This is a genomic window from Micromonospora sp. DT63, from assembly GCF_049841615.1.
In the GTDB taxonomy this organism is placed as follows: domain Bacteria; phylum Actinomycetota; class Actinomycetes; order Mycobacteriales; family Micromonosporaceae; genus Micromonospora.
In genome coordinates, this window is the sequence record NZ_JBNCKQ010000005.1 from 489,440 (window position 1) to 509,977 (window position 20,538).

Sequence of the window (20,538 nt, forward strand, 5' to 3'; positions counted from 1 at the left end):
CCCCGGGCCGTTATGCCGCCACATCGGCGACCTGGAGTTGACCAACGGCGCCCGCGCAGTCAGCGGCCTGCCGGACCGGCAGGGACGCTCGCGCGGTCAGCCGGCACCCGCGCGGTAAGCCGGCACGCGCGCGGTAAGCCGGGACGGGCGCGGTAAGCCGGGACGGGCGCGGTAAGCCGGGACGCGCGCGGTAAGCCGGGACGGGCGCGGTAAGCCGGGACGCGCGCGGTAAGCCGGGACGCGCGCGGTAAGCCGGGACGCGCGCGGTAAGCCGGGACGCGCGCGGTCAGCCGGGACGCGCGCGGTAAGCCGGGACGCGCGCGGTCAGCCGGCGCTAGCGTGGTCAGGGCGTCAGCAGCTTGTCCGCCGCCTCGGCGAGGAGCGTCCACGCCTCGTCGACGTGCGCCTCGACGGTCTGCGGTGCCCCGACGGCCAGCCGCAGCGTGTACCGGCCGGCCACGCGGGTGTGGGTCAGGTGGACGCGTCCGGTGCCGTTGACCTGGGCCAGCAGCTCGGCGTTGGTGTCGTCGTCGGCGCGCAGCCGGAAGCAGACCAGCGAGAACGGGTGCGCCGCGGCCAGCTCGAACCGGTCGTCGGCGCGGACCCGGTCGGCGAACCGGGCGGCCAGCGCCACGCCGGAGCGGATGTGCGCCCGTAGCCCCTCGACGCCGTACCAGCGCAGCACGAACCACAGCTTCAGGGCCCGGAAGCGGCGGCCCAGGGGCACCTGCCAGTCCCGGTAGTCGATCACCGCCCCGGACTCGGAGGCTGCGTTGCGCAGGAACTCCGGGAGCACGGTCAGCGCTTCGATCAGCTCGGCGCGGTCGGCCACCCAGAACGCGTCGCAGTCGAAGCCGGTGAGCAGCCACTTGTGCGGGTCGAAACAGTAGGAGTCCGCGTACTCCAGGCCGGCGTGTGACCAGCGCAGCTCGGGGCAGACGGCGGCGGCGCCCGCGTACGCCGCGTCGACGTGCAGCCAGATCCCGTACTCGGCGCAGATCGCCCCGATCTCGGGCAGCGGATCGACGGCGGTGGTGGAGGTGGTGCCGATGGTGGCGACGACGATGGCGGGTACGTTCCCGGCGGCCAGATCCGCCTCGATCGCGGCCCGCAGCGCGTCGGGGCGCAGCGCCTGGGTGTCCGGGTCCACGTCGATCGGCCGGATCCCGTCGCCGCCCAAGCCGGCGATCCGTACGGCCTTCTCGATCGAGGAGTGCCCGTGCACTGAGGTGTACGCGCGGTAGCGCCGGTCGATGCCGGTGACGCGCCAGCGACCCGCGCTGGCGCGGTGCAGGGCGGCGAGGGTGGCCACCAGGGTCGCCGAGGAGGCCGAGTCCTGGATGACGCCGCCGCCGGCGCCGCTCGACCGGAAGCGCTGCGGCAGGTCGAGCAGCTGGGCCAGCCAGTCCATCATGACCGTCTCCAGCTCGGTGCAGGCCGGGCTGCTGGCCCAGAGCATGCCCTGCACGCCGAGCCCGGAACTGACCAGGTCGCCGAGCAGGCTCGGGCCGGACGTGTTCGCGGGGAAGTAGCCGAAGAAACCAGGGTGCTGCCAGTGGGTCAGGCCCGGTAGGACTATCGCGTCCAGATCGGCGAGGACCGCTTCGACCGGCTCGCCGCCGGTGGTGGGCGGCGCGCTCGGCAGGGCCTCGGCGACCGTTCCGGGTGGGTCGGCCGGGGCGACCGGCCGCTGGTGCAGCGTCGTCCAGTAGTCGGCGATCCAGTCGACGACGGCGTGGCCGGCGCGGCGGAACTCGTCCGGGTCCATGTGTGGGGCGCTCACCCGGACGAGTTGATCAGGCGCGCGGGGGAGGGTCAAGAGCCGCATGGCGTGACGGTCGTCGATATTGCGGAGCGGAAAGCGCTTGCCCTACGATGCGGCTGAGCCGGATCCGCGAGTTCCAGGGCGTTTCACCCCGACCAGATCGCCGTTCGCCGTCACGTCGGCGGGCCGTTCACCGTGCTTCCCGGGCAGGGCAGGTGGACCACAGCGGTCATCACCGGATCCTCCGGAGGCAGTTCATGCACCCGTTACGACAACGGTTCATCCTGCTGGCCGCGTCGACGGCCGCCGCCGTCGTGGCCGGCACCGTCGGCACGGTCGTCGCCTCGGCCGCCGCCGTCGGCTGTCGCGTCGACTACCAGGTCAGCAACCAGTGGCAGGGCGGTTTCGGCGCCAGCGTCACCATCACCAACCTCGGCGAGGAGGTCAACGGCTGGGCCCTCACCTGGTCGTACGCCGCCGGGCAGCAGGTCACCCAGGCGTGGAGCGCCACAGTCACCCAGTCCGGCGCACAGGTGACCGCGCGCAACGTCGACTACAACGGTGCCCTCGCCACCAACGGCACCGCCTCGTTCGGGTTCAACGCCTCGTGGACGAGCAGCAACCCGGCGCCGACCAGCTTCGCGCTCAACGGTGTCACCTGCACCGGGGCGCCGGCCACCGACGGCCCGACCACCCCGCCACCGACCACCCCACCGCCCACGACGCCACCGCCCACCACGCCACCGCCCACCACGCCGCCCCCGACGACGCCGCCACCCACGACGCCTCCGGCCGGGGCGAAGCAGATGGAGAACCTGGACCGAGGGTTGATCAGCGTCCGCTCCGGTAGCGGCAACCTGGTCTCCTGGCGGCTGCTCGGCACCGATACCTTCGGCGTGGCATTCAACCTCTACCGGGGCTCGACCAGGGTCAACGCCACCCCGATCACCGGTGCCACCAACTACCTCGACAGCGGCGCGGCGGCCGGGTCGGCGTACACCGTGCGGGCCGTGGTGGGCGGCGCCGAGCAGGCGGCGTCCGCGCCCGCCCTGCAGTTCGCCAACGGCTACCTGGACGTGCCGTTGCAGGTGCCGGCCGGGGGCACCACCCCCAGCGGGGAGAGCTACACCTACAGCGCCAACGACGCCTCCGTCGGTGACCTCAACGGTGACGGCACCTACGAGATCGTGCTCAAGTGGGATCCGTCGAACGCCAAGGACAATTCGCAGTCCGGCTACACCGGCAACGTCTACGTCGACGCGTACACCCTGACCGGCACCCGGTTGTGGCGGATCGACCTGGGCCGCAACATCCGCGCCGGAGCCCACTACACCCAGTTCCAGGTGTACGACTACGACGGTGACGGTCGCGCCGAGGTGGCCATGAAGACCGCCGACGGCACCCGCTCCGGCACCGGTCAGCTCATCGGCTCGTCGTCTGCGGACTACCGCAACTCCAGCGGTTACGTGCTCTCCGGCCCGGAGTACCTGACCATGTTCAACGGCCAGACCGGCGCGATCGCATCCACAGTCAACTACGACCCGCCGCGCGGCACCGTGTCGTCCTGGGGCGACTCGTACGGCAACCGGGTGGACCGGTTCCTCGCCGGCACCGCCTACCTGGACGGGCAGCGTCCCTCGCTGATCATGGCCCGGGGTTACTACACCCGGGCGGTCATCGCGGCGTGGGACTTCCGCAACGGCACGCTGACCAAGCGCTGGACGTTCGACTCGAACTCGTCTGGCAACGGCGCGGCCGCCGGCCAGGGCAACCACCAGCTCTCGGTGGCCGACGTCGACGCCGACGGACGCCAGGAGATCGTCTACGGCGCCGCCACGATCGACGACAACGGTCGGTTGCTCTACTCGACGGGCAACGGGCACGGCGACGCCCTGCACGTCGGGGACCTCGACCCGGGCCGCGCCGGCCTGGAGGTGTTCAAGGTCGACGAGGACGGAAGCAAGCCCAGCTCCTGCTTCGCGGACGCCCGTACCGGTCAGATCCTGTGGTCCACGCCGGCCTCGGGTGACAACGGCCGGGGCGTCTCGGCGGACATCTGGGCGGGCAGCCCCGGCGCCGAGTCGTGGTCCTCGGCCGTCTCCGGGCTCTCCAACACCCGGGGTCAGAACGTGGGCCGCAAGCCGTCGTCGGCCAACTTCCTCGCCTGGTGGGACGGTGATCCGGTCCGCGAGCTGCTGGACGGTACGAAGATCGACAAGTACGGCACCAGCGGCGAGACCCGGCTGCTCACCGGTGACCAGGTGGCGTCCAACAACGGCACCAAGTCCACGCCGGCGCTCTCGGGCGACATCCTCGGCGACTGGCGCGAGGAGGTGATCTGGCGGACCACCGACAGCCGGGCGCTGCGCATCTACAGCACGCCCACGCCGACCAGCACCCGGATCCACACCCTGATGCACGACCCGCAGTACCGGGTGGCGATCGCGTGGCAGAACACCGCCTACAACCAGCCGCCACACCCGGGGTTCTTCATCGGCGACCAGATGGCCAGCCCGCCGACCCCGAACATCTACCTACGTTGATCTGGCGGTCCTGATCGGGTTCGCCTAAGGTGGCAGGCACCGGGCCGCAGCCGCGGAATCCGCACAGCTGCAGCCCGGTGCTCCACACCGCGGCATTCCCGACCCGTCCCGACCGGGATTGCCGTACCACCACCGGCACCAACATTAGGCACCGTCCGGGTCGCGGGGGTGACGCTGACGTGAAGATCGTGTTTCACGCGTCCCGGCGCAGACCCCCCGCCACCTGCTCGGCGATCAATTCGTACGACCGCACCCGGTCCGCGACGTCGTAGACCAGGGTGGTGAGCATCAGCTCGTCCGCGTCGGTGCGCTCCTGCAACTCGGTCAACTGCCGGCGCACCGTCTCCGGCGAGCCCAGCGCCTGACCGTCGCGCCGCTGCAGCACGAACTCCCGCTCGAACTCGGTGTACGGGTAGGCCGCCGCCTCGTCGGGCGTCGACAGCGGTTCCGGTCGACCGGAGCGCAGCTTCAGGAACGACAGCGCGCTCGGCCCGGCCAGCCACTCGGCCCGCTCGTCGGTCTCGGCGCAGACCGCGTTGACGGCCACCATCGCGTACGGCTTGTCCAGCCACTGCGACGGCCGGAAGTTCTGCCGGTACAGCGCCAGCGCCGGCAGGGTGTTCGCCGAGCTGAAGTGGTGCGCGAAGGAGAACGGCAGGCCCAGCAGGCCGGCGAGTTGGGCGCTGAAGCCGCTGGAGCCGAGCAGCCAGACGGCCGGCTGCTCACCCCGACCCGGGGTGGCGATGATCTGCCCCGGCTTCTCCCCGCTGAAGTAGTTCATCAGGTCCGTCAGCTCACGCGGGAAACCCTCCGCGGACAGGCCCTCCATGGTGCGCCGCAACGCCAGCGCGGTCACCTGGTCGGTGCCCGGGGCCCGGCCGATACCCAGGTCGATCCGACCGGGGTGCAGCGCCTCCAGGGTGCCGAACTGCTCGGCCACCACCAGCGGCGCGTGGTTGGGCAGCATCACCCCGCCCGAACCGAGGCGGATCGTCGACGTGTTCGCCGCCAGGTGCGCCAGCAGGACCGCCGGCGCGGAGCTGGCGATCGCCGGCATGTTGTGGTGCTCGGCCACCCAGAACCGATGGTAGCCCAGCTCCTCGGTGCGCCGGGCCAGCTCGGTGGTGGCCTGCAGGGCCGCGCCGGCGGTGGTCCCGCGAGCGACCGGGGCAAGATCAAGAACAGACAACGGTACGGTGATCACACGCAGTGCCAACTCCCTGGCCTGCCCGTTCATTCCGACCGTCGCTCAGCCCATCCCGCGGGCCTGCTCGAAGATCAGGCTGGTCTGCGTGTGCTGCACTGCCGGGTCGACCGCGAGATGGTCCAGCACGAAGTCCCGCAGCGCGTCACCCGACGCCGCCCGCACGTGCAGCACGTAATCCTCCGCGCCGGCCACGTGGAACACCGACACCACCCCGGGCAGGCGCACCGACCGGGCCCGGAACGCGTCCACCGCGGCCCGCTCGTGCGCGGTCAACCGCACCGACACCAACGCCTGCAACGGCAGACCCAGCGCGGCCGGATCCACCTCCGCGTGAAAGCCCCGGATCGCCCCGCGCTCGCGCAACGCCCGGGTGCGCGTCAGGCACGTCGACGGCGCCACCCCCACCCGTTCGGCGAGCGCGTTGTTCGGCAAGCGGCCGTCCGCCGCCAACTCGGCGAGGATCGCGCGGTCCACCTCGTCCAGGGCCGGATACGGCCGCACTTCGTTCGGCTCAGGGGGCACCCGAGCATCCTCCACCGAATCTCCCGACGAAGCCAGCCCTGCCTGCAGAATCATTCACCAAACCATTGCCCAATCGGCTCCGGATGTTCGACGCTACCGCCATGACGACGGTGGACACCCGGGCCGTACACGCCGGCCGCGACGACCTGCGCACGCTCGGCGTGCACGTGCCTCCGATCGATCTCTCCACCACCAACCCACTGCCCTCGGTCGACGACGGCGGCAACGCCTACGAACAACTCGCCACCGGCGGCACCCTCCCCGCCGACGGCAGCGCCGTCTACCAGCGGCTCTGGAACCCCACCGTCGCCCGCTTCGAAACCGCCGTCGCCGAGCTGGAGGGCACCGCCCAGGCCGTCGCCTTCGCCAGCGGCATGGCCGCCCTCACCGCCACCCTGCTCGCCGCCACCCGCGACGGCCACCGCCACATCGTCGCCGTCCGGCCCCTCTACGGCGGCACCGACCACGTCCTCGCCACCGGCCTGCTCGGCACCACCGTCACCTGGGCCCACCCCGACCAGGTCGCCGCCGCCATCCGCCCCGACACCGCGCTGGTAGTGATCGAGACGCCCGCCAATCCCACCCTCGACCTCGTCGACATCGCCGCGCTCGCCACCGCCGCCGGCGACGTACCCCTGCTCGTCGACAACACCGTCGCCACCCCGGTGCTCCAACAACCCGCCCGGCACGGCGCCGCCCTCGTCCTGCACAGCGCCACCAAGAGCATCGGCGGGCACGGCGACGTCCTCGCCGGCGTCGTCGCCTGCGACGCCGAATGGGCCGTCCGGCTGCGCCAGGTCCGCGCCGTCACCGGCGCGATCCTGCACCCCCTCGGCGGCTACCTCCTGCACCGCGGCCTGCAGACCCTGCCGCTGCGGGTCCGCGCCCAACAGGCCACCGCCGAGAAACTCGCCGGCTGGCTCGCCGACCACCAGGCCGTACACCGGGTGCACCACCCCTCGGTGTACGACCCGGCGGCGCTGGTCGGCCGGCAGATGGCCGGCCCCGGCAGCCTGCTCGCCTTCGAGGTACGCGGCGGGGCGCCCGCCGCCGCCACCGTCGCCGCCGCCTGCCGACTGATCACCCACGCCGTGTCCCTCGGCGGCGTGGACACCCTCATCCAGCACCCCGCCTCGCTCACCCACCGGCCCGTCGAGGGCGACGCGAAGCCCGACGGCGCGCTGCTGCGTCTCTCCGTCGGCCTGGAGGACCCCGACGACCTGCGCACCGACCTCGCCCAGGCGCTCGACACGATCGCCTGATCAGCGCAGTTCGCGGTTGCCCAGCACCCGGGTCGGTGAGCCCTCCCGAGCCACCCGCAGCATCGCCCGACCGATCCCGTCCGTCGTGGTGACCTGGTTGGGGAACAACCGGCGCAGCATCGGGACCAGCGGACTGGTCGCCGCGTAGAGCACCCGGTACCACCGCGTCTTCGACACCGCCCCGTACGTCGGCTGGATGAAGCCCGGCCGCGCCGCGTACCCGTTGGGCAGCAGGTCGACGATCGCGTTCTCGGTGCGACCCTTGACCCGCGCCCACATCACCCGGCCCTGCCCGGTCGAGTCGGTGCCGACGCCGGAGACGTAGATGAACGTGACCTGCGGGCTCACCTCGGCGAACAGCCGCGCCGCAGCCATCGGAAAGTCGTAGCTGATCCGGGTGTACGCCGCCTCGTCCAGACCCAGCGACGAGACGCCCAGGCAGTAGAAGCAGGCGTCAATGCCGCTCAGCTCCGCGCGGACCGTCTCCAGGTCGCCCACGTCGGGAACGGTCAGCTCCCGCAGCTTCGGATCCTGCCCGCCGGTCGGCCGGCGGCCGACGGTGAGCACCTCGCGCACGTCCTCGGCGAGCAGGCACTCCCGCAGCACACCCTGGCCCACCATCCCGGTAGCACCGAAAACCACCACCCGCATCAGAACCCGCCCTCCGTCGTCGACACCCGCCCAGGCTCCCACGCACGACACAATCGGCCCCTTCACCGGCCCCTCGGCCGGCCCCTTCACCGGCCCCCTTCTGCTGCCGGGGCCGGGGCCGGGGGCCGGGGGCCGGGGGGTGGGGGGTGAGGCGGGGCGGCCTCATGGGGCGGGAGTTAGGACTTGGGGCCGACGTGGCGGTCGAGGGTGGCGACCGCGTCTCGCCGCGCCACCGAGAGGGAGTTGCGGCGGTTCATCCGCCAGGCGACGCCGAGCAGGTCGAGGCTCCACTGGCAGAGCCCCATGATGTCGGTCGACTCGTTGGTGAACATGTAGCGCGGATAGACGTACTCCTTGCCGCGCACGGTCACCCGGTTGGCGAACCGGCAGCCGTCCGAGTGGAACAGACCGCGCACGAAGTCGCCAGGTTGGCTCTCGACGAGCGACAGTTGCCAGTCGGCCAGGACGATCGGTCGCTCGTGCTTCTTGCCGGGGCCGTGCTGCGGAAACAGACACGGCCAGTGCGTGCCGTAACTCTGCACGCTGACGCAGCCGGCCTGGTGAACGCGCTGCACCTTCGCGGCCAGCACGTGCCGCATAGCGGTGTCGCAGGCCTCGATCAGCCCCGGCCAGGTATCGCTACAAGAGATCCGGAGTACCGGAACCCGGGCGGACGTAACCAGGTGTCCATCGCCCAGGTAGAGGCCGAGCAGGTAAAGATACGCAGCGGGATCTGTCTGAATACCGACGTCCGGCCGGCAGCGAAAGCAGCGTGCCGCCGTGCCATGCTCGCTCGGCGCCGCACCTTTACACCAGCCTCGGACTGTCGGGTAGGGGAGTCTGAGGCGTCGGGCGACCTCGGCCACGGTGCTGCCGGACAGGTGCTGTTGCCTGGCTCGTAGGCGTAGCTCGGGTGGGTGCACAGCTGGATTTTGGAACAGCCGTACGACAAGTTTGGTGCCCCCGGTGGGATTCGAACCCACACTGTCGGAGGTTTGAGCTCCGCTTCTCTGCCAGTTGGAATACGGGGACGCTTGGCCGAATGCTCTGGTGGCCTTCCATAGGTTACCTACTACGCTGAGGGCGGTGACACCCGGCTGGGCGGGTGTCGAGTTCGAACTGGTGGGGGTAGGGCTGGTGGCTGAGATGCCGACGGATGCCGAGCGTAGGCGCGTGCTGATCGCCGAGGACGAGGCGCTGATCCGGCTGGACCTCGCCGAGATGCTCGTCGAAGAGGGCTACGAGGTGGTGGGGGAGGCCGGCGACGGCGAGACCGCCGTGCGCCTCGCCGAGGAGCTGAAGCCCGACCTCGTCATCCTCGACATCAAGATGCCGATCATGGATGGGCTGGCCGCCGCCGAACGGATCGCCGGCGCCCGGATCGCCCCGGTGATCATCCTGACCGCGTTCAGCCAGCGGGACCTGGTGGAGCGGGCGCGGGCGGCGGGCGCGATGGCGTACCTGGTGAAGCCCTTCCAGAAGAGTGACCTGGTCCCGGCGGTGGAGATCGCGCTGTCGCGCTACTCGGAGGTCGCGGCCCTGGAGGCCGAGGTCGCGAGCCTTACCGACCGCCTGGAGATCCGCAAGACGGTGGAGCGCGCCAAGGGCGCGCTGATGACGACGTACGGGATGACCGAGCCGCAGGCGTTCAAGTGGATCCAGCGCACGGCGATGGACCACCGGATGACCATGAAGGAGGTCGCCGAGCGGATCCTCGCGGAGACCGCCGGCGGCGAGGTGGCGCAGCAGCCGACCGTCTGAGCGCGTCTGCCCTGCTCGGGGTCACCGCGCGCGCCGGGCGGTGGTTAGCATCGACGGGTGTCCGTCCGACGGGTGATCGCGCTGTTCGGCCTCTTCGCGCTGCTGCTCGCCGGCTGTGACGGGCCGGCCGCGCCGACAGGTGAACCCTCCGCTGCCGCCGCGCCCGCGCTGCGGCCGGCGTGGCAGGCGTTGACGCTGCCGGCGCCGCCGGGTGGCGTGGGCCGGCTGTTGCTGCGCGACGTGGCGGCGTGCGCGGGCCGGTGGTTCCTGGTCGGCGGTGTCGCAGACGCTGCTGGCGGCACGCGCCCGGCGGCCTGGACCAGCGTGGACGGTACGACGTGGACGGTCCTGCCGGTGCGGGCGGATTCGTTCTACGGCAAGCAGAACGTGCTGTCGTCGGTGGCGTGTCGCGACGGCCGGGCTGCCGTGATCGGCGCGAAGGTCGGCGGGGCGCACGGCTATCCGCGGGTGAGCACGTGGCGGCAGGTGGCCGACGGCGCGCTGGTCGAGGTCCAGGCGTCGTTCGAGACGTACGGCGGGCCGAAGGCGGTGAACGTGTCCCGCCTGGCGGCGGGTCCGGCGGGCTGGTTGATCGTGGGCAACCGTTCGGCGGGTGCGGCCTCGTGGGTGTCGTCGCCGGAGGCGGCGGAGTTCGCGCTGGTGGAGGGCGCACCAGGGCTGGCGAGTGACAGCACGGGGGTGACCTGGGCGTTCGACGCCGCGGCGACGTCGTCGGGTTGGCTGGCCGTGGGTGGTCTGCTGCCGGCCGGCCGGATCGACCGGGACCCGGCGGTGTGGTCGTCGCCGGACGGGCGGTCGTGGCAGCGCACGGTGTTGCCGGGTGGCCCGGAGTACGAGGAGTTGCAGCGCGTCGTGCTGGCCGGCGGGGTGCCGGTGGCGGTCGGGCTGCGGGGGGCGACGTTCGGCGCGTGGCGTCAGGAGGCGGCGGGCTGGGTGGCGGCGGGTGCGTTCGGGCGGCGGTCCACATCGGGGGTGCCTCAGGTGGCGTCGCTGGTGGCCTCCGGTGACCGGCTGTTCGCCGCGGTGACGGACGGCGGGCGTTACTCGGTGTGGGTGTCGACGGATCGCGGTGGGTCGTGGCGGGAGGCCGCGATGCCGCTCGATGTGGCGGCGGGTGCCGACCGGGATGTCGCGCTGGTCGCGGTGGGTGACCGGTGGTGGCTGGCGGTGGACGACGGTTCGCGGTCCGGACTGTGGTGGGCGCCCGGGTCGGGCGACTGAGGGGTACGGCCCGGTGGTCCCGTGGTCCGGCGGCTCCGGTTGTCGGATTGTTTGCGCAGGTCAGTCTGTCCTTTCGTGGGGTCCGCCGAACCGGGTGGGTGTTCGGACGCTCCGACCGCCCGTGGGCTTAAGGACCGATCGACGGATTCACCTGTTACGGGCATCGACAGGATTGCCCACGTCTTCGTAACGGTTTCGCAGACCCCCCGTTCAGGCCTTCCGGGACGGTATGCGGTGTCGGTACGCTCCGCCATCACGAGCCGTTACGCAGGGGGCGTCCCTGCGGGGTGGGTGGATCTGCGGTCCGCGTGCTGTCGCCGTCACTACGGGGCAGGCGCGTCCGCATCTGGAGGAGGTCAGGAAGCCGTGAGGCGAAGCTATGTACGGGCGCTGGGCACCGTTGCGCTCGCCGCGACCCTGGTGGTCGCGGCTGGTTGCCAGGATTCCGGTGGCGGCGACGGTGGGACCGCGTCCGGTGACTGCGGTGGCAAGATCGCGATCTTCGGCGCGTTCACCGGTGACAACGCGGGTCTGGTGATCCCGTCGCTCAACGGCGCGAAGCTCGCCGTGAAGCAGTTCAACGAGGCGAACCCGAACTGCAAGGTCGAAATGCAGCCGTTCGACACCCAGGGCGACCCGGCCGTGGCGACCCCGTTCGCGAACCAGATCGCGGGTGACAACTCGTTCCTCGGTGTCATCGGTGGTCACTTCTCCGGTGAGTCGGACGCCACGATGCCGATCTACCAGGCCGCGGGCCTGGCGATGGTGGCCCCGTCGGCAACGCGCACCGACCTGACCCAGAAGGGCAACACGTCCTTCTTCCGGGTCGTCGGCAACGACGGCACGCAGGCCGGCGCGGTGGCGAGCTACCTGAAGGCGCAGAACGCCGCGAAGGTCTTCATGGTCGACGACGCCAGCGCGTACGGTGCCGGCATCACCGACGAGCTGGGCAAGCAGCTCGGCCCGCTGGTGGTCAACAAGGACAAGATCCAGGAGCGGCAGGCGCAGTTCGACGCCACCATCTCCAAGATCAAGGCCGCGCAGGCGGACTACGTCTTCTACGGTGGCTACACCCGTGAGGCCGCCCCGCTGGTGAAGCAGATGCGCGCGGCAGGCATCAAGGCCAAGTTCGTCGGCCCGGACGGTCTGTACGACCCGGCCTTCCCGAAGGGCGCCTCCGGCGGCGCCGAGGGCGCGATCATCACCTGCCCGTGCCTCCCGGCCGACAAGGCCGGCGGCACCTTCTCCGCCGACTACCAGAAGGAGTTTGGCATCGCGCCGGGCTCCTACGGTGCTGAGGGCTTCGACGCCGCCAAGATCTACCTGGACGCCTTCAAGGACGGCAAGAAGACCCGGGCCGACATCCTGGCGTACGTGAAGTCGTACGACAAGCAGGGTGTGTCGAAGTACATCAAGTTCGACTCCAAGGGCGACGTCGACCCGTCGAAGGTCGTCATCTGGGCCTACCAGATCAAGGGCGAGGCCATCGAGCCGCTGCAGGAGCTCAAGCTCAGCTGACGCCATGGCGATGGAGTGCGGCCGGGGTGTCTCACCCCGGCCGCACTCGATTCAAGGAGACCCCCGGTGCATTTCGATGAACTGATCGGTCATCTCGGCCAGCACACGGTCGATGGCCTTTCCAAGGGCGCCATCTACGCCCTGATCGCCCTTGGCTACACACTCGTCTATGGCGTCCTTCGTCTGATCAACTTCGCGCACTCCGAGGTCTTCATGGTCGGCACCTTCGCGGTGCTGATCCTCTGGAACCAGCTCGGTGTGGAAAATAACCCCCCGGTCGGCCAGGCGATCCTGTTCCTGGTGCTCGGCCTCATCGTCGCCGCGGTCGCCTCGGGCGGTACGGCTCTGGCGCTCGAACGGGTCGCGTACCGGCCGTTGCGGCGCAAGAACGCGCCGCCGCTGATCTTCCTGATCACCGCGATCGGTCTGTCGCTGGTGTTCGTGGAGCTCTTCGGGCAGGTGCTGCCCAAGCTGCTGGGTGGCGTGCTGCCGGACGTGTTCGGCCGGCCTCGGCAGATCGTCGGAATGCCGACGATCATCAAGCAGGAGACCCTGTTCAACATCGGCAACACGGCGATCACCAACATTCAGGTGATCGTGTTCATCTCGGCCGTGGTGATGATGGCGCTGCTCGACTGGTTCATCAACCGCACCCGGTACGGCCGGGGCGTGCGCGCGGTGGCCCAGAACCCGGAGACGGCCGCGCTGATGGGCGTCAACCAGGAGCGCGTCATCATGCTGATCTTCGTGCTGGGCGGCATCATGGCCGGCGCGGCCGCGCTGCTGTGGAGCATGCGGTTCGGCTTCACCCAGAACAGCATCGGCTTCGTGCTCGGCCTGAAGGCGTTCACCGCCGCGGTCCTGGGCGGCATCGGTAACCTGCGCGGCGCGCTGCTGGGTGGCCTCTTCCTCGGCATCGTCGAGGTTTACGGCGCCACGCTCTTCGCGTCTAACTGGGAGGACGTCATCGCCTTCGTGGTGCTGATCGTGGTGCTGATGTTCCGGCCGACCGGTCTGTTGGGCGAGTCGCTCGGGAGGGCCCGCGCATGATCAACAAGATCCGCTCCGCAGATCAGCGTCGGGTGACGCTGCTGACCGGCATCGGCGACCGTTGGCGGGCGCTCACCAAGTGGCAGCAGGCCCTCGGGCTGGCCGCCTTCGTGGCGATCCTCTACTACCTGCCGCTCCTTGGCATTCCGGGCCTGACCTGGCTGCGGACCGACTCGATCAAGGGCGGCAACAACTGGGCGGGCGTGCTCTTCGTCTGCGCCATCTACGTGCTGGTCGCGATCGGCCTGAACGTGGTGGTCGGCCTCGCCGGCCTGCTCGACCTGGGCTACATCGGCTTCTTCGCCATCGGCGCGTACAGCGTGGCGTTGTTCGGTTCGGTGAACTCCCCGGTGGTGAAGTGGATCCAGAAGGAGTTCGACCTCCCGCCGACGTGGGCGGTCACCTGGGCGATCTGCCTGTTCATCGCGATCGTGCTGACCATGATCTCCGGCGTGTTGCTGGGCTGGCCGACGCTGCGGCTGCGCGGTGACTACCTGGCCATCGTGACGCTGGGCTTCGGCGAGATCATCCGGATCGTGGCCCGCAACGCCACCGGTCTGACCAACGGCCCGGTGGGCATCTCGGCCATCCCGGGCCCCGAGGGTGCGCCGTCGCCGGACAACAAGGTCTTCGGCCTGATCGACGCGAAGCCCTGGTACTGGTTGGCGATCACGTTCGTACTGATCATGGTGTTCCTGGTTCGCCGGCTGGAGCACAGCCGGGTCGGCCGGGCGTGGCTGGCGGTGCGCGAGGACGAGGACGCCGCCGCGGTGATGGGCGTCTACCCGTTCAAGTTCAAGCTCTGGGCGTTCGCCATCGGCGCGGCGCTCGGCGGCCTGTCGGGCTTCCTCTTCGGCAGCCGGAACGCGTTCATCGACCCGACCCAGTTCAACGCGAACCTGTCCATCCTCTTCGTCGCGATGGTGGTGGTCGGTGGCTCCGGCAACATGATCGGTGTCTCGCTCGGCGCGGTGCTGCTGGCGTACCTGCCGGAGCGGTTCCGCGATTTCGCCGACTACCGGTGGCTGGTCTTCGGCCTGGCCATGGTGCTGGTGATGATCCTGCGTCCGCAGGGTCTGGTGCCCAGCCGGCGGCGTGCCCGCGAGCTCAAGGATCGCGCGGCGGAGGCAGAGGAGGTGCCCGCTCGTGTCTGACCAGTCCACCAGCGCCGTGACGCCGAAGATCCCGACTCAGCCGGGGCCTCGGCAGGTGCTTCTCGAAGTCGACGACGTCACGCTCCGCTTCGGCGGCGTGGTCGCCCTCGACAAGATCAATTTCCAGATCTACGAGGGCGAGATTCTCGGCCTCATCGGGCCCAACGGCGCCGGCAAGACCACCAGTTTCAACGTGATGACCGGGGTCTACAAGCCGACGTCCGGCGCGGTCCGGTTCCGGGGCCAGAAGGTGACCGGCCGCAAGCCGCACCAGATCAGCCAGTTGGGCATCTCCCGGACGTTCCAGAACATCCGTCTCTTCCCGGAGATGACGGCGCTGGAGAACGTCATGGTCGGCACGGACTCCCGACACAAGACCAGTGTGCCGGGGGCGCTGTTCCGGCTCTACCGGGTGCGACCCAAGCCGGAGGAGCTGCCGCAGGTCACCGCCGCGTCCGGGATCGTCCGGACCTGGCAGCAGGTGCGCCTGTCGGCCGCGAAGATCTTCGGCCTGTCCCGGCACATCCTGGAGGAGCGGGCGGCGGAGGCCAAGGCGCTCGAGTTGCTGCGCTTCGTCGGGATCGCCGACCGGGCCAACGACGAGGCGCGCAACCTGCCGTACGGGTACCAGCGCCGGTTGGAGATCGCCCGCGCGCTGGCCACCGAGCCGAAGCTGATCTGCCTGGACGAGCCGGCCGCCGGCTTCAACCCGGCGGAGAAGGAGGAGCTCCTCACCCTGATCCGCAAGATCCGTGACATGGGCCTGACCGTCCTGCTCATCGAGCACGACATGCGGCTGGTCATGGGTGTCACCGACCGGATCGTGGTGCTGGAGTTCGGCCGCAAGATCGCCGAGGGTGCGCCCGCGGAGGTCAGCCGCGATCCGAAGGTGATCGCCGCGTACCTGGGGGAGCCCGCCGATGACGCTGCTTGAGCTCGAGGACGTCGCCGTCGCGTACGGCCGGATCGAGGCGTTGCACGGGATCAGCCTCACCGTCAACGAGGGTGAGGTGGTGGCCCTGATCGGCGCGAACGGCGCCGGTAAGACCACCACGATGCGTGCCATCTCCGGGACCAGGTCGCTCAGCGCCGGGAAGATCACGTTCAACGGTGAGGACATCAGCAAGCTCCGGGCCGACCTGCGGGTGGTGCGGGGGTTGTGTCAGTCGCCCGAAGGGCGGCAGATCTTCCCCGGCATGACGGTCATGGAGAACCTGGACATGGGGGCGTACACCCGGCGGGACTCCGCCGGTATCGCCGCCGACCTGGAGCGGGTGCTGACCCTCTTCCCGCGGCTGGCCGAGCGGCGCAAGCAGGCCGGCGGCACCCTCTCCGGCGGCGAGCAGCAGATGCTCGCGGTCGGTCGGGCGCTGATGAGCCGGCCGAAGCTGCTGTTGCTCGACGAGCCGTCGATGGGTCTGGCCCCGCTGGTGATCCGGCAGATCTTCGACATCATCACCGAGATCAACCAGCAGGGCACCACCATCCTGCTGGTCGAGCAGAACGCCCAGCAGGCGCTCTCCCGGGCGCACCGCGGGTACGTGCTGGAGACCGGTCGGATCGTGAAGGAGGGGTCCGGCCAGGACCTGCTGCACGACCCGTCGGTCAAGGAGGCGTACCTCGGCGTGGCCTGAGCCACCGCATCCGGCGGCCGGTCGTCCCCTCGTGGGCGGCCGGCCGTCGGCGTGCGTGCCGTGGCGTGCGTTTTCGCGCCCGTGGCGCGGTGCCGCCACCCGGGGTTGTCGGTGCGACGGACTAGAGTCGCTGCCGTGACAGCTACGACACCGCGCCTGCTCCTCGTCGACGGACATTCCCTGGCATACCGGGCGTTCTTCGCCCTGCCCGTGGAAAACTTCTCCACCACGACGGGTCAGCCGACCAACGCGGTGTACGGCTTCACCTCGATGCTGATCAACGTGCTGCGCGACGAGCAGCCCACCCACATCGTCGTCGCGTTCGACGTCTCCCGCCGGTCCTTCCGCACGGAGAAGTACGCGGAGTACAAGGCCGGCCGCAGCGAGACCCCGACCGACTTCAAGGGCCAGGTCAGCCTCGTCAAGGAGGTCCTGGCGGCGCTGCAGATCCCGGTGGTCGAGATGGAGGGCTACGAGGCCGACGACGTCATCGCGACGCTCGCCTGCCAGGCCCGCGACCAGGGCATGTCGGTGCTGATCAGCAGCGGCGACCGGGACGCGTTCCAGCTGGTCGACGACCAGATCACCGTCCTCTACCCGCGCAAGGGCGTCTCCGACCTGGCCCGGATGGACCCTGCCGCGATCGAGGCCAAGTACGGCGTCGGGCCGCAGCAGTATCGGGACCTGGCCGCGTTGGTCGGCGAGACCAGTGACAACCTGCCCGGCATCCCCGGCGTCGGCCCGAAGACCGCGGCCAAGTGGATCACCACGTACGGCGGCGTGGAGGGCGTCATCGCCCGCGCCGACGAGATCAAGGGCAAGGCCGGCGACAGCCTGCGGGAGCGGCTGGCCGACGTGATCCGCAACTACGAGATCAACCGTCTCGTCTCCGACCTGGAGCTGCCGCTGCGCCCGGAGGACACCCGCTGGACCGGCTGGGACCGGGAGGCCGTGCACCAGGTCTTCGACACCCTCGAGTTCCGCATCCTGCGCGACCGCCTCTACCAGTATCTGGAGGCCGTCGAGCCGGAGGCCGAGTCGGGCTTCGACCTGACCGGTGAGGTGCTCACCGAGCCGGGCGGGCTCGCCGCCTGGCTGGGCACGCACGCCCCGACCGGCACCCCGGTCGGGCTCGCGGTCAAGCTCGACACCGGCCCCAACCGCCGGCACACCGCCTCGATCACCGGCCTGGCGTTGGCCAGCGCCGGTGGCGCGGCCGCCTGGGTGGACCCGACCGGCCTGGACGCCTCCGACGAGAGCGCCCTCGCGGGCTGGCTGGCCGACGCGCAGCGGCCCAAGGTGCTGCACGACAGCAAGCCGGCGGTGCTGGCCTGCGCCGCACACGGCTGGGACCTGGCCGGCATCGTCCGCGACACCCAGATCGCCGCGTACCTGGCCCGTCCCGACCAGCGGTCCTACGACCTGACCGACCTGGCCCTGCGCTACCTGCACCGCGAGCTGCGGGTGGACGTGCCCGAGACCGGGCAGCTCACCCTCGACGGGCTCGGCGACGAGGGCGTGGTCGAGCAGAACCTCATGCTCCAGGCCCGCGCCACCCTCGACCTGGCCGACGCGATCGACGCCGAGCTGTCCCGCGACGGCGAGCAGTCCGCGCGGCTGATGGCCGGGGTGGAGCTGCCGCTGATGCGGGTGCTCGCGGGCATGGAGCGCACCGGCATCGCCGCCGACACCGACTACCTCTCCGAGCTGGAGGCGCACTTCGCCGCCGAGGTCAAGGCCGCGGCGCAGGGCGCGTACGAGGCGGTGGGCCGCGAGTTCAACCTCGGCTCGCCCAAGCAGTTGCAGGAGATCCTCTTCACCGAGCTGGGCCTGCCGAAGACCAAGAAGATCAAGACGGGCTACACGACCGACGCCGACGCCCTGCAGTGGCTCTACGCGCAGCAGCCGCACCCGGTGCTGGCCCACCTGCTGCGCCACCGCGACGTCGCCAAGCTCAAGTCGACAGTGGACGGCCTGCTCAAGTCCGTCTCCGACGACGGCCGGATCCACACCACCTTCAACCAGACGGTGGCGGCCACCGGGCGCCTCTCCTCGACCGAGCCCAACCTGCAGAACATCCCGATCCGCACCGAGGAGGGCCGGCGCATCCGCCGGGCCTTCGTGGTGGGTGAGGGGTACGAGTGCCTGCTCACCGCCGACTACAGCCAGATCGAAATGCGGATCATGGCGCACCTCTCCTCGGACGACGCGCTGATCGAGGCGTTCAACTCCGGGGCCGACTTCCACGCCGCCACCGCCTCGTCCGTCTTCGGCGTGCCGGTCGACGAGGTCACCCCCGACCAGCGACGCAAGATCAAGGCGATGAACTACGGCCTGGCGTACGGGCTCAGCGCGTTCGGCCTGTCCCAGCAGCTCAACATCAACACCGAAGAGGCCCGTGGCCTGATGGAGAACTACTTCGCCGGCTTCGGCGGAGTGCGCGACTACCTGCACCAGGTCGTCGCCAAGGCCCGCCAGGACGGCTACACCTCGACCATCCTGGGCCGCCGCCGCTACCTGCCCGACCTGGTGAGCGACAACCGGCAGCGCCGCGACATCGCCGAGCGGATGGCTCTCAACGCCCCCATCCAGGGGTCGGCCGCCGACATCATCAAGGTGGCGATGCTGCACGTCGACACCGCGCTCGCCGATGCCGGCCTGCGCTCCCGGATGCTGTTGCAGGTGCACGACGAGCTGGTCTTCGAGGTCGCCCCGGGCGAGCGGGAGGCGTTGGAGGCGCTGGTGCGGCGCGAGATGGGTGGGGCGTACCCGCTGTCGGTGCCGCTGGAGGTGTCGGTCGGCGAAGGCCGGGACTGGAACAGCGCTGATCACTGACCCTCGGTCGCGGTGTGGGGGTTCCCTGGGAAGCGCGCACACCCTTGGATGGTTGCGGTGTGGGGTTCCGGGGCAGCCCGACCCACTCCGGGCGGTCAGGCTTGATCCCTGCGTGGGTCGGGCTGCCCCGGAACCCCTGACTCGGTCGCCCTTGGTCGCGGCCGTTGGCGTGGTGGGCGGCGTCCTGGCCAGGCGGGCAACCTCCGCGCTGTCCGTGCCCCGCGCCGCTGCCCGCGCCGTTCATGATCTGCGCAACGTCGGGGTAATTGCTGGGTCGTCGTGTCCTGAGGCACCAACTTCGCCGAAGTTGTGTGGATCTTGTGGTGGGAGCCTCGGCGGGTGGTCGGTTCCTACTTCATGGGGTCGTGGCCCCAGTTCATGAGGGACCAGCGCCACTTGGTGTCGCGGACGTTGCCGGACGGGCGCTGCGCCATGTGCCGGCGGACGTAGCCGACCACCTTGCGCATGTGCTTGTAGTCGCCCTCGGACAGGTCACCGCGTTTACGGCGGAGCAGGTCGATGATCTTCCGGCCGGACTCGTGGCCGACGGACTCGCCGCCACCGGCGCGACCGCCCTTGTGCCAGCCGACCTGCTTCGACTCGTCGGTCTCCAGCCACGTGGACAGCTCGCCGGGCTTCATGTTCACCGCCTCGGTGAACTCCCGGTAGGTGTCCCGGCCATCATCACGTTCGGCCATGGCTCTCGGCTACCCGACCTGGCCGAGGAGAAACGACTACGGGGTGATCTCGGCGACCGGCAGCTTGATGTCGAACGGCTCGGTCAGCTCGATCACGTCAGCACCGTCGGCGACCAGCTCGTACTGCCGCTCACCGCCCGGCCCCACCCGGTCGCCGATCCGGTACGCGTACACGTGCACCGGGTCCTGCTCGATCCGCCAGTAGAACGGGATGCCGGCGGCGGCGTACTCACCCGGTTTCGCGAACCTGTCGGTCCGTCGCGTGCCCGGCGAAACGATCTCCACGGCGAGTACGACGTCCGCCGGCCGCAGTGTGGACCGGTTGGACGGGATCTCGGCACGGCAGAGCAGCACGTCCGGCTGCCGGCTCGTGTTGCGGCTGAGCGCGACTCCGACTGCTTGGGCAGCACGAAGGTCCGCCGGGGCGTGCGAGCGCAGCCACAGACGTAGGAGGAACGAGATGTCCTGATGGCCCAGGGTGGGGGAGGGTGTCACCTGGATAACTCCGTCGACGAGTTCGACGCGGGGGGCGTCGTCCGGCAGGGTGAGCAGGTCCTCCAGCGTGTAGTCGGCACGCTGCTGCCGCATCGGATCCGGACACCAGGGGCCAGGTGGTGTCGGGATGGGCTCGGCGCTCATGGGGTCGAGCCTACCGGCGATCGATGGATCGCACGTCGGACTGCGGGTGCGACGCGC

General features: G+C 70.4%; 16 protein-coding genes, 1 tRNA gene and 1 pseudogene. 10 read left to right on the forward strand and 8 right to left on the reverse strand.

Annotated elements, in window-relative coordinates; genetic code table 11:
* Window positions 1–343: 343 nt before the first annotated feature.
* Window positions 344–1,783, reverse strand: a complete 1,440-nt coding sequence (locus tag ACLQ27_RS21330; RefSeq protein ID WP_425868280.1) for a pyridoxal-dependent decarboxylase — start codon at window positions 1,781–1,783, stop codon at window positions 344–346.
* A gap of 239 nt (window positions 1,784–2,022) precedes the next feature.
* Here ACLQ27_RS21330 and ACLQ27_RS21335 point away from each other — a divergent pair, with 239 nt between their 5' ends.
* A complete protein-coding gene (locus ACLQ27_RS21335; protein WP_425868282.1) occupies window positions 2,023–4,308 on the forward strand; it encodes a cellulose binding domain-containing protein in 2,286 nt (761 codons plus the stop codon).
* Window positions 4,309–4,501: 193 nt separating this feature from the next.
* On the opposite strand, the gene ACLQ27_RS21340 is transcribed toward ACLQ27_RS21335, so the two are convergent.
* Window positions 4,502–5,512, reverse strand: a complete 1,011-nt coding sequence (locus ACLQ27_RS21340; RefSeq protein ID WP_308195370.1) for an LLM class flavin-dependent oxidoreductase — start codon at window positions 5,510–5,512, stop codon at window positions 4,502–4,504.
* A gap of 45 nt (window positions 5,513–5,557) precedes the next feature.
* A complete protein-coding gene (locus ACLQ27_RS21345; protein WP_234584546.1) occupies window positions 5,558–6,037 on the reverse strand; it encodes an Lrp/AsnC family transcriptional regulator in 480 nt (159 codons plus the stop codon).
* Between the two features lie 83 nt (window positions 6,038–6,120).
* Between ACLQ27_RS21345 and ACLQ27_RS21350 the strand changes: the two genes are divergently transcribed.
* Window positions 6,121–7,299, forward strand: coding sequence for a trans-sulfuration enzyme family protein (locus tag ACLQ27_RS21350; protein WP_357576156.1), 1,179 nt, complete (start codon window positions 6,121–6,123; stop codon window positions 7,297–7,299).
* Here ACLQ27_RS21350 and ACLQ27_RS21355 read toward each other — a convergent pair whose 3' ends face one another.
* The 3 genes from ACLQ27_RS21355 to ACLQ27_RS21365 form a co-directional block, all read right to left on the reverse strand.
* Window positions 7,300–7,950: an epimerase gene (locus ACLQ27_RS21355; protein ID WP_425868285.1), complete on the reverse strand. Its 651-nt coding sequence runs from the start codon at window positions 7,948–7,950 to the stop codon at window positions 7,300–7,302. It lies immediately after the preceding gene.
* Between the two features lie 176 nt (window positions 7,951–8,126).
* Complete coding sequence (locus tag ACLQ27_RS21360; RefSeq protein ID WP_357499001.1) at window positions 8,127–8,549, reverse strand: hypothetical protein; 423 nt, start codon at window positions 8,547–8,549, stop codon at window positions 8,127–8,129.
* Window positions 8,550–8,905: 356 nt separating this feature from the next.
* A tRNA-Leu gene (locus ACLQ27_RS21365) sits at window positions 8,906–8,982 on the reverse strand.
* A gap of 105 nt (window positions 8,983–9,087) precedes the next feature.
* Between ACLQ27_RS21365 and ACLQ27_RS21370 the strand changes: the two genes are divergently transcribed.
* The 8 genes from ACLQ27_RS21370 (at window position 9,088) to polA (ending at window position 19,144) form a co-directional block, all read left to right on the forward strand.
* Window positions 9,088–9,711, forward strand: coding sequence for an ANTAR domain-containing response regulator (locus tag ACLQ27_RS21370; protein WP_234584542.1), 624 nt, complete (start codon window positions 9,088–9,090; stop codon window positions 9,709–9,711).
* Between the two features lie 57 nt (window positions 9,712–9,768).
* A complete protein-coding gene (locus ACLQ27_RS21375) occupies window positions 9,769–10,953 on the forward strand; it encodes a hypothetical protein (protein ID WP_425868287.1) in 1,185 nt (394 codons plus the stop codon).
* A 366-nt stretch (window positions 10,954–11,319) separates the two neighbouring features.
* Entirely contained in the window at window positions 11,320–12,471 is a 1,152-nt protein-coding gene (locus ACLQ27_RS21380; RefSeq protein ID WP_357576159.1) for a branched-chain amino acid ABC transporter substrate-binding protein, read from the forward strand.
* A 66-nt stretch (window positions 12,472–12,537) separates the two neighbouring features.
* Window positions 12,538–13,521, forward strand: a complete 984-nt coding sequence (locus tag ACLQ27_RS21385) for a branched-chain amino acid ABC transporter permease (protein WP_357498995.1) — start codon at window positions 12,538–12,540, stop codon at window positions 13,519–13,521.
* Window positions 13,518–14,675: a branched-chain amino acid ABC transporter permease gene (locus ACLQ27_RS21390; protein WP_357498993.1), complete on the forward strand. Its 1,158-nt coding sequence runs from the start codon at window positions 13,518–13,520 to the stop codon at window positions 14,673–14,675. The genes ACLQ27_RS21385 and ACLQ27_RS21390 overlap by 4 nt, the downstream gene beginning before the upstream one ends.
* 16 nt (window positions 14,676–14,691) lie before the next feature.
* Window positions 14,692–15,609 (forward strand): ABC transporter ATP-binding protein, encoded by a 918-nt coding sequence (locus tag ACLQ27_RS21395; protein WP_374109281.1) that lies wholly within the window; start codon window positions 14,692–14,694, stop codon window positions 15,607–15,609.
* Window positions 15,596–16,309: an ABC transporter ATP-binding protein gene (locus ACLQ27_RS21400; RefSeq protein WP_234584537.1), complete on the forward strand. Its 714-nt coding sequence runs from the start codon at window positions 15,596–15,598 to the stop codon at window positions 16,307–16,309. Before ACLQ27_RS21395 ends, ACLQ27_RS21400 begins: the two co-directional genes overlap by 14 nt.
* Before the next feature lie 135 nt (window positions 16,310–16,444).
* A complete protein-coding gene (gene polA / locus ACLQ27_RS21405; protein ID WP_425868290.1) occupies window positions 16,445–19,144 on the forward strand; it encodes a DNA polymerase I in 2,700 nt (899 codons plus the stop codon).
* Window positions 19,145–19,497: 353 nt separating this feature from the next.
* Here polA and ACLQ27_RS21410 read toward each other — a convergent pair.
* A pseudogene (locus ACLQ27_RS21410) lies at window positions 19,498–19,842 on the reverse strand (DUF3140 domain-containing protein); the annotation flags it as partial.
* A 36-nt stretch (window positions 19,843–19,878) separates the two neighbouring features.
* Complete coding sequence (locus tag ACLQ27_RS21415) at window positions 19,879–20,481, reverse strand: Uma2 family endonuclease (protein ID WP_425868291.1); 603 nt, start codon at window positions 20,479–20,481, stop codon at window positions 19,879–19,881.
* Window positions 20,482–20,538: the final 57 nt, after the last annotated feature.